Raw genomic sequence first — 9,236 nt, forward strand, 5'->3', positions numbered from 1 at the left:
CTGGGAATAAGCAAGATAATGCTTGCTCGTAAGTGAAGTATAGTAGTTGTTTTAAATAGAACATTGTGTCACCTTCGATTTTTTTGTTAGAAAACTCAAAATAATGATTAAGTATACTACAATTTAAAAAAAATTCCAGTAGTCTATTTTGCATGTATTTGTAAGTTTTGGATAAAAATCGTAATAAGTATTTTAATATTTAACAAAGTAAAAAAATAGTTTGCAATTTAAAAAAAGTGGGGATATAATATCTAAATGAAAATGATAATTATTATCAATAATAATTACAAATAAAAAACAATTATAAAAAACAACTGAATATAAAGGATGAAATGAAACATGTTACATAAGCCTGCTGTATATGCTGGCAATAATCGCTGGCTACATATTAAGTTCATATGTTTCATGAGCTTAACAATTTTATCTTTAATCGGCTCTATATTTTTAGCAGTTGCATTTGGTGCAAAGGATATCCATTTACAAACCGTATGGACAGCGGTTTTTGATTATAATCCGAAATTAACGCAGCACCAAATTATTTATGAATTAAGACTCCCAAGGGTAATTGGTGCAGCAGTTGTAGGAGCGGCTTTTGCAGTGGCTGGAGCTGTTATGCAGGGAGTAACACGAAATCCTTTAGCGGATGCAGGTGTGCTTGGCATAAATGCAGGTGCGATGTTTGTAGTAGCACTTAGTTTTGCCTTTTTCCCGCATATGCCGTATTCCTATTTAATGATTGTCTCCTTTATTGGAGCGGTCTTAAGTACAGTGCTCATTTTTATTATCGGATCAGCAACATCAGGCGGATTAACACCGATGAGGTTAACGATCGCTGGGGCAGTTATGGCTGCGCTTTTACATTCGTTAAGTTCGGGTATCGCGATTTATTATGACTTAAGTCAAGATTTAGCGTTTTGGTACGCTGGTGGTGTTGCAGGTGTTAAGTGGGAACACTTGAAATTTTTAGTTCCTATTATTCTCGTAACAATTCTTTTTGCAACAGTGATAGGGCGGTCTATTTCACTCATATCAATGGGGGATGACGTCGCTACGAATTTAGGAGTAAAAACGAACCGAACGAGAATACTAGGGATGATTATAGTAGTCATTCTTGCAGGTGTATCTGTTTCAGCAGTTGGTTCTATCGGATTTGTAGGACTTGTTATTCCGCATATTGCTAGAAAATTAGTTGGTGTGAATTATCGACTTATTATTCCTATGTCGGCGTTATTAGGAGCTATGTTATTAGTTTTAGCTGACTTAGGGGCAAGAACAGTAAATCCTCCTAAAGAACTTGCAATAGGAATTATGGTGGCTCTTGTTGGAGTTCCGTTCTTCCTCTATATAGCACGTAAAGTTGGGAGGGAGTTGTAAGTGAAGAAGATTTTAAACACGGATAAAAAGAGAGCCGTTACTGTAACTACAATATTTGGTTGTATTGGTCTCGCTGCTATTTTGCTTAGTTTAAATACGGGGACACTTAGCATTGCACCGCTCAAAGTAATTCAAACGCTTTTCGGTCATGGTGATTTTGAGAGCGCAACCGTGCTATACGATTATCGTATGCCAAGAATTATAATCACAATGTTAGCTGGTATTGGCCTTGGAATTTCCGGTGCGATTTTGCAAGGGTTATCAAGGAATGCGTTGGCCGATCCTGGTATTCTTGGACTGCATTCCGGTGCATCTTTCGGGCTAATTATATTCGTTACTTTCTTTCATTCTATTAATGAGAATGCATCGATTTTAATACCGTTATTTACATTTGGCGGAGGAGTATTAGCTGCATTTCTTATTATTTTACTTGCGAGTGATCGGTCAAAAGGTTTACTTCCTATTAGACTTATTCTCGTTGGTATTGCTGTTTCAGCTGGCTTTAGTGCAATTTCGTTATTTTTCTCCCTTAAGTTAAATGATGAGACATATACATTCGCTTCTAGATGGCTAATTGGTAACGTGTGGGGAAGGGATTGGATTCATGTCTTTGCATTATTACCTTGGATATTCATACTAACCCCTTATGCGTGGCTAAAATCTAAAACGTTAAATGCATTGTCACTAGGTGATAGTGTAGCAGCAGGACTTGGTGTTTCTGTTCAAAAAGAACGGTTATTACTTTTAGCTACAGCGGTTGGATTATCTTGTGCAAGTGTATCGATGGCAGGAGGAATTGGTTTTATCGGTTTAGTTGCTCCGCATATCGCAAGGAAGTTAGTAGGTACTACATATCAACACTTTCTTCCTTTAACTGGTATTATTGGAATGATTATTTTAGTGCTAGCAGATACGATAGGCCGTTCTATATTTGAGCCAAACGCTATTCCGGCTGGTGTAGTAGTGGCCGCATTAGGAGCACCGTATTTTCTTTATTTACTTACAAAAACAAAATAAATACTTCGAAGAGGAGAACATATGAAAAAGAAACTTACTATTTTATTTAGCATCATGTGTATTTTAGTATTAGCAGCATGTGGTCAAACGAAAGCTAATGAAGAGACAACGAAAAAAACGGAAAAAAGTAATGATCCAAAAATCGCTTCTATGTCTATTCACTTAACAAATAATTTACTTGCATTAGGAATTACACCAGTAGGTTCTGTAATTGGTGGAGATTTAAAAGATTTCTTACCACATGCAAAAGAACAACTGAAAGATACGAAGAAACTTGGTGTTGTAACTGATCCGAATATGGAAGCATTACTTCAATTAAAACCTACTGACATTTATGTGGATGAAAAATATGCGGGTAAAGATGTAGCGAAATACGAAAAAATTGCAAAAACGCATACTTTCAATTTAGATGAAGGTACGTGGAGAGACCATTTAAAACAAGTTGGTAAACTTGTAAACCGTGAGAAAGAAGCGAATACATATATTCAAGATTACGAAGAGCAATCAAAACGAGTAAAAGGTTTAATCGATAAAGAATTAGGTAATAACGAAAAAGTAATGGCAATTCGCGTTACTGCAAAAGAATTACGTGTATTTAGTACGAAAAGACCGATGGGACCAATTTTATTCCAAGACTTAGGATTACAACCTGCAAATGGTGTAGAGAAAATTGATGGAAACCGCCCTTTCGAAGTCATTTCACAAGAAGTATTACCTGACTTTGATGCAGATGCGATTTTCGTTGTTGTAAATAGAGATGATAAAGCAAAAGCAGCATTTAAACAACTTCAAGAAACACCAATTTGGAAAGATTTAAAAGCTGTTAAAGGCAAGCACGTATACATTATCAATGACCAACCATGGCTTGATTATTCTGCTTTAGGAAACAAAATGGCAATGGATGAAGCGGAAAAAATGTTTACGAAATAATATCGATTCGTCGTTAGGAAGATCCTCTAAATTTAGAGGGTCTTTTTTTATTGTTAGAATAAATGAAAAATTATACAATGAATTTAATTTAACGTAGAGGAGATGTGCCAATGTCAGCGCTTATTGTAAGTATCCCGTCTATGAAACAGTTTATGGAACAAGGGGATAAATAGGTTAAAATAAGTATCCCCGTTATTAAAAGGGGGAGTTTGAAATGACAATGAATCTTTTTCAAAATAAAACGATTAAATTAACAGCTATGAGAGAAGCAGATGCTGAAGTAATGGTTATGTGGCAAGAGGATAGTGAGTATTTAAGAAATGTCGATACAGATGTAGCATTTCCACAATCGTTACAAGAAATAGCAAGTGATGGGTTATTAAAGGGACGGAGATCGAATAGTGTATCTTTCATGTTGAGGACAGTTCAAGATGATCGTTTAATTGGTTTTGTTGCAATTCATGGCATAGAGTGGAATAACAGAACGGGGTTATTAGCAATTGGTATAGGAGATGCAAATGATAGAGGGAAGGGATATGGAAGAGAAGCAATCCATCTTATTTTAAAGTATGCTTTTTATGAATTGAATTTACACCGCGTTGGTCTTGATGTTATTTCTTATAACAAAGATGCTATTGAGTTGTATAAAAAGATGGGTTTTCAGATGGAAGGCTGTATGAGAGAAGCAGTGCAAAGAGATGGGAAATGTTTTGATCGTATCATTATGGGGATACTGCGGGATGAATGGATAGAGCTGCAAGATTAAAAATGCATTCTTATATGTGTAAAATGCAGGAGATATAACGATAATTGGCGAATTTTTACAATGTACTGATTGAACTTATCCCGCGTTAACTGTCCGTAAACGTCCGATTGGTTCAACTAATAATAAGTGGGGGATGCCCCCCACTTATTAAAGTTTCACTTTATAAGGAGTCATGCAAAATGAATTTAGAAAAAGCAAAACCAGTAAATGAAGAGGTCGCTGAATTGAAGGAACTAATTAAAGAATTACACGGAAGTGTACATCAACTTCAAAGCGAAGTGCAGCAACTAAGGCACGAAAGACCGGTTGTTGAAGTGAGGAAAGGTGTTCAACTATCACCAACAATCGTTGGACAAATTGGTGGTATGATTTTAGGCGGATTAGCAATTATCGGTATATTTTGGTGAACGAAAAAAGGTATGCAGTTTAGCGCTGCATACCTTTTTCGTTGTCGTTATTTGTCGGTAAGTCGATATTCTCTGTCGAATCGTCGATATAATTTCATGCAATACAACTTTTACATTAAATAACGTAAATATATATAAGCATGTGATAATAGTAATGCAATGATTGTTAACGGCAAACCAATTTTTAAGAAGTCCATATAAGAGAAAGCATGTCCTTCACGTTTTGCAATACCAGCAACGACTACGTTTGCTGATGCTCCGATTAACGTTCCGTTTCCTCCTAAGCAGGCCCCAAGTGATAGTGCCCACCATAGTACTTCGATTTGCGGAGAATCAACAGATAGTCCGAGTCCTGTAGCTAAGTCTTGAATAAGTGGTATCATCGTTGCGACAAATGGGATATTGTCAATTGTTGCAGAGGCGATACCTGATACCCATAAAATAAGTACAGCGGCGAAACCGATATCGCCATTTGTGACGTCAATTACTTCTTTTGCGAGTGAAGAAATAAGTCCGATATCAATTAAACCACCAACGAGAACGAATAGTCCGGCGAAGAAGAAAATGGTTACCCATTCAACGTGTGCAAATACATCTTCAATATCATGTTCTTTCACACCGATTAACATAAGAAGTGTAGCACCTGTCATCGCGATAACTGCAGCATCTACATGAATAATCGAATGAAGTACAAAGCCTAAAATAGTTAGTCCTAAAATCGAAATGGATTTTAAAAGGAGGCTTTGATCTTTAATATAATCTTTTTCATTTAATGCCATTAATTTTTCGATTTGCTCAGGTGTTGTCTTTAGTTTGTTACGATACATGAAGTAAATAATGCCAAGTGTCACGATAGAAATAATAATTACGATAGGAGCTAAGTTAAGTAAAAAGGCATTGAAGTCTAAATGCTTATTTGCTGATCCGATCATAATATTAGGTGGATCACCGATTAATGTTGCTGTTCCGCCTATATTTGAAAATAATACTTCTGAGATCAAATAAGGAACAGGATTAACTTTTAAAATACGTGTAATGGATAGCGTAACAGGTACGATTAATAATACGGTTGTTACGTTGTCCAAAAATGCTGATCCGACAGCAGTTAATAAGGATAGCAATAATAAAATGCGGATTGGTTTTCCGTCGGCTGCTTTTGCTGCTTTAATGGCCACAAATTCAAATACGCCTGATTGACTCGTAATATGTACGAGAATCATCATCCCAATTAAAAGGGTAATCGTTTCCCATTGAATATGAGAGGTGAAAGCAGTATGTAATTCAACAACTCCAAAAATAATCATAATAGCAGCACCGAATAGTGCGATTACAGCACGATTCAATTTCTCAGAAATAATAAATCCGTACGTGACTAAAAATACGGCAATTGCAAAATAATATTGCCAATTTGCTACTTCATGTGCTGATTGTTCCAATCATGTCACCTTCTTTAAAGTATGTATTTAATTGTCAAAATGTATCTCGCTGTATTCATACGGGATAAAATATATTGTAGCAAATTCAAAAAAGAAAGAAAACTATTTAACAAAGTGAAGGAAAAAATGATGATTTTACATATGATATAAAAAAATAAAGAAACACAGTGCAAATTATTAGGAAAAGTGGGCGTTGTCCTCTAATATAGAGATAGCAATTTACATTATTTTTGCGTAAAATGGTTTAAAGAGGTGAATTCCGATGGAAATAGTAAAAGATAGTTCTCTTATTCAAAATGAAATTGAACGTTTTGTAAATAAAGATGTATATATTCATTTAGAAACAACGAACGGAGCGTATGCGTCACACTTTAATGAAAAGATGATGACGGTTGGTGCATTCATTCGAAATGCAATTATTCGCTTTGAGCGCGGAAAGATTACTGGAACAAACCCATACCGAGTTGGTCTAAAGATGGATCATGGCTGGGTATATGCAGAAGGTATTACGCACTGGGAAGTAGACGATAAAGAGCGTTTATTACTTGCAGGGCACGATAATCAAGGTCGCTTAGCAGTTGCACTTGAGTTAAGCTTAACGCCATTTAAGTAAGAAGGAGGGAAACTTATGGAGAGACATGTACTTGTTGTATTTCCGCATCCAGATGACGAAGCATTTGCGGCGGGAGGAACAATTCGCTTATTAACAGATCAAGGAGTACCTGTAACGTATGCGTGCGGTACGCTAGGACAAATGGGACGTAACATGGGGAAAAACGTGTTTGCTAACCGTGAAACGATTCCAAATATACGTGAAAAAGAATTAAAAGATGCATGTGAAGCGATGGGAATCAAAGATTTAAGAATGCTTGGTTTCCATGATAAAACGTTAGAATTTGAAGATGTTGATTTCGTTGCAGACAAAATTGAAGCAATCATTCAAGAAGTAAATCCATCTCGAATTATTACATTTTATCCAGAGCACGGCGTACATCCAGATCATGATGCATTTGGCCGCGCTGTCGTTCGCGCCGTATCACGTATGTCAAAAGAAGAACGTCCAGTTATTCATGCGGTTGCGATTACGAAAAATCGTGAAGCTGTACTCGGTGAGCCAGATGTTGTAAACAATATTAGTGAAGTATTCGAGCATAAATTAGCTGCACTAGGTGCGCACCGTTCGCAAACAGAAGCGATGCTTGAAGAGACACACGCGAAAATCAAAAACAAAGATGCAGCAACATTAAAATGGTTGCAACTTGAACAATTTTGGACTTATAAATGGGAGTAGGCTAGAAGGGTATCTTCTAGTAGCTCTTACATAGAAAACGCACCGTCATTTGTGACGGTGCGTTTTTAGTGAATAATCTTTATTTCGAACTCCATTCTTTTGCGAATTCATCATAATATGCTTCGCTCCAATGGTAGGGCTGCAATTCTTTTAACGGCTTAAAAATGATATCCTGTTTAGAATTTGTAATGGCGCATAGTACTTCTGGCCCCCAATAAAATAAACGTTCTTGGCATACACCACAAGGTGATAATACTTTTAATTCAGAATGCTCATTTTCCCTTGCGAGACAAATAGAATGTGTAACTTTCTTTTGAAATTTATGCGCTTCTAAAATTGCACCTGTTTCCATACAAAGTTCTGTTGAAGCGTTTATAACGTCAGGTGCTACACTTGTATAAATGGATCCATCTTCTACACGGATTGCTGCAGCTCCGCCCCAACCATGTGGATATCTTTGGTCAATTAAACGTTTCACTGCATCATATAATTGTTGTTCAATGCTCAATTGTATTTCCTCATTTCTATGTAAATTTCAATTCAATGCCTGTGTTATTTTTTAGTAATACCGTTAAAAAGAATAGACATCTAAATCCACACTATGGGTGCAAGAATTACTCTTCATCTGCATACTTTTCTTCTAAAGAAATTAATAGAGGAATGGATACAGTTACTAGAATGATTAAAGTAGTTATAAAAGATTTAGAAAGAGAAAAAGAACCTTCAATTAAAGGTGATAAAAACTTGAATGAAAGTATACTTGTTATTAAGGAAATTACTAAAAAGCTAAAAAGAGATATATTTTTATTCTTTATAGATGTCTCTATAAAGTCTTTAACGCAGGTTATTAAGACAAATATAGTTAATATGATAAGAGAAACAAAATAATGTGTTAAATTCGTCATACTAATAGTAGGGTCGTCTATTATGTAAGCAAGTAACTTAGATACTAATATTCCTCCAAACAATAAAATAATAAAAGCAAGTAATCCTTCCGATATATAAGTGCTGAAATTGTCTTTCTTGTTAAAGAAGTTGTAGTTCAGAGTAGATTGGATTATTTGAATCAGGAATAGGGTAATAATCCATACATAATATACAATTGGTAATTCTCCTGAGAATAGAGAGATTAGGAAGTTTAATATTGTCCTTAAAATTTCAATCATTACGAAAGTCCCCCTGTTTGTAAGCTTACGACATTAAAAATATATTAGTCTATCGTTTAATAATTCAATCTATCAATTCAAACTATTTCTAATTATTCCATAAAAAGGTGTTGGTATCAAGGTATCCTTCTAACAAATATTCCGAGGCTGAGCACTAGAAAAAGAAACACAATATGTAATATAATTGAAAAAGTATATTTAAAAAATCAATGTTAATATTACCCTCCTATAAGTATTAACATACGTAATTGAGGTGTTTTCTTTGTTGTTTTATGATCGAATTTCTATAATGGCCCCTCCTGTTCCGTAGCTTAGGAAAGTCTTTTTATTTCTGAGATTTTCAAAGTTATAGGAGGGTATGAAAAATGAAAAAAGTCTCAGTACCATCACTTTTGTTAATGATTATTCTTGTCGCATTTCCGCAAATTAGTGAAACGATTTACACACCGTCTTTACCTGATATTTCAAAGGCGTTACATGTAAGTAATAATGAGGTGCAGTTAACACTTAGTGTGTATTTTGCTGGATTTGCTTTAGGTGTATTTTTTATTGGATGGCTATCAGATATAATTGGCCGTCGCCCGGCGATGTTATTTGGAATTGTTTTATATGGCGCTGGAAGTTTCTTATGCTTTATTGCAAATTCCATTGAAGTTTTATTGGTAAGTCGTTTTATTCAAGCGTTTGGAGCAAGTGCTGGCTCTGTTGTGACACAAACGATTCTTCGTGAAAGTGTAGAAGGGTAACTAACTGTTACGATTTATTTAACCAATTATAACGAAAGTTAATTAAATATATCAGTAAGCCCTGCTAGTCAAGTGATTGGCTAGTAGTGAGGGTTAACTGCGG

10 protein-coding genes and 1 pseudogene are annotated in these 9,236 nt (G+C 35.4%); 8 read left to right on the forward strand and 3 right to left on the reverse strand.

Annotated elements, in window-relative coordinates; all coding sequences use genetic code 11:
* Nucleotides 1-339: 339 nt before the first annotated feature.
* The 5 genes from MR083_RS25365 to MR083_RS25385 all read left to right on the forward strand — a co-directional run bounded on the left by MR083_RS25365 (nucleotide 340) and on the right by MR083_RS25385 (nucleotide 4,494).
* Nucleotides 340-1,374 (forward strand): FecCD family ABC transporter permease, encoded by a 1,035-nt coding sequence (locus MR083_RS25365; protein ID WP_000902674.1) that lies wholly within the window; start codon nucleotides 340-342, stop codon nucleotides 1,372-1,374.
* Nucleotides 1,375-2,391 (forward strand): FecCD family ABC transporter permease, encoded by a 1,017-nt coding sequence (locus MR083_RS25370; protein ID WP_000722674.1) that lies wholly within the window; start codon nucleotides 1,375-1,377, stop codon nucleotides 2,389-2,391.
* A 21-nt stretch (nucleotides 2,392-2,412) separates the two neighbouring features.
* On the forward strand, nucleotides 2,413-3,321 hold the full coding sequence (locus MR083_RS25375; RefSeq protein ID WP_000728192.1) for an iron-hydroxamate ABC transporter substrate-binding protein: 909 nt from the start codon (nucleotides 2,413-2,415) through the stop codon (nucleotides 3,319-3,321).
* A gap of 214 nt (nucleotides 3,322-3,535) precedes the next feature.
* Nucleotides 3,536-4,087, forward strand: coding sequence for a GNAT family N-acetyltransferase (locus tag MR083_RS25380; RefSeq protein ID WP_000178489.1), 552 nt, complete (start codon nucleotides 3,536-3,538; stop codon nucleotides 4,085-4,087).
* 179 nt (nucleotides 4,088-4,266) lie between these two features.
* A complete protein-coding gene (locus tag MR083_RS25385) occupies nucleotides 4,267-4,494 on the forward strand; it encodes a coiled-coil domain-containing protein (RefSeq protein WP_001047304.1) in 228 nt (75 codons plus the stop codon).
* Nucleotides 4,495-4,604: 110 nt separating this feature from the next.
* Here MR083_RS25385 and MR083_RS25390 read toward each other — a convergent pair whose 3' ends face one another.
* The gene (locus MR083_RS25390) at nucleotides 4,605-5,930 is read right to left on the reverse strand and encodes an ArsB/NhaD family transporter (protein ID WP_000438023.1); all 1,326 of its coding nucleotides are present in this window, start codon (nucleotides 5,928-5,930) and stop codon (nucleotides 4,605-4,607) included.
* A 262-nt stretch (nucleotides 5,931-6,192) separates the two neighbouring features.
* On the opposite strand from MR083_RS25390, the gene MR083_RS25395 reads away from it, so the two are divergent.
* Nucleotides 6,193-6,543 (forward strand): YojF family protein, encoded by a 351-nt coding sequence (locus tag MR083_RS25395; RefSeq protein WP_000407039.1) that lies wholly within the window; start codon nucleotides 6,193-6,195, stop codon nucleotides 6,541-6,543.
* 15 nt (nucleotides 6,544-6,558) lie between these two features.
* The gene (gene bshB2, locus MR083_RS25400; protein ID WP_000439461.1) at nucleotides 6,559-7,221 is read left to right on the forward strand and encodes a bacillithiol biosynthesis deacetylase BshB2; all 663 of its coding nucleotides are present in this window, start codon (nucleotides 6,559-6,561) and stop codon (nucleotides 7,219-7,221) included.
* Nucleotides 7,222-7,300: 79 nt separating this feature from the next.
* Here bshB2 and MR083_RS25405 read toward each other — a convergent pair whose 3' ends face one another.
* Both MR083_RS25405 and MR083_RS25410 read right to left on the reverse strand, forming a co-directional pair.
* Nucleotides 7,301-7,729: a cytidine deaminase gene (locus MR083_RS25405; protein WP_000021274.1), complete on the reverse strand. Its 429-nt coding sequence runs from the start codon at nucleotides 7,727-7,729 to the stop codon at nucleotides 7,301-7,303.
* 106 nt (nucleotides 7,730-7,835) lie between these two features.
* Nucleotides 7,836-8,387, reverse strand: coding sequence for a DUF5823 family protein (locus MR083_RS25410; protein ID WP_041184691.1), 552 nt, complete (start codon nucleotides 8,385-8,387; stop codon nucleotides 7,836-7,838).
* Between the two features lie 365 nt (nucleotides 8,388-8,752).
* Between MR083_RS25410 and MR083_RS25415 the strand changes: the two are divergent.
* Nucleotides 8,753-9,130, forward strand: a pseudogene (locus MR083_RS25415) (MFS transporter); the annotation flags it as partial.
* Nucleotides 9,131-9,236: the final 106 nt, after the last annotated feature.

This window comes from Bacillus cereus group sp. BfR-BA-01408 (assembly GCF_022663305.1).
Taxonomy (GTDB): Bacteria; Bacillota; Bacilli; order Bacillales; family Bacillaceae_G; genus Bacillus_A; species Bacillus_A pacificus.

Excerpts from the sequence above, each read along its gene's own strand:
- MR083_RS25385 (WP_001047304.1), top strand. The coding sequence starts at position 4,267 with ATGAATTTAGAAAAAGCAAAACCAGTAAATGAAGAGGTCGCTGAATTG.
- MR083_RS25365 (WP_000902674.1), top strand. The coding sequence starts at position 340 with ATGTTACATAAGCCTGCTGTATATGCTGGCAATAATCGCTGGCTACAT.
- MR083_RS25395 (WP_000407039.1), top strand. The coding sequence starts at position 6,193 with ATGGAAATAGTAAAAGATAGTTCTCTTATTCAAAATGAAATTGAACGT.
- MR083_RS25380 (WP_000178489.1), top strand. The coding sequence starts at position 3,536 with ATGACAATGAATCTTTTTCAAAATAAAACGATTAAATTAACAGCTATG.
- MR083_RS25375 (WP_000728192.1), top strand. The coding sequence starts at position 2,413 with ATGAAAAAGAAACTTACTATTTTATTTAGCATCATGTGTATTTTAGTA.
- bshB2 (WP_000439461.1), top strand. The coding sequence starts at position 6,559 with ATGGAGAGACATGTACTTGTTGTATTTCCGCATCCAGATGACGAAGCA.
- MR083_RS25410 (WP_041184691.1), bottom strand. The coding sequence starts at position 8,387 with ATGATTGAAATTTTAAGGACAATATTAAACTTCCTAATCTCTCTATTC.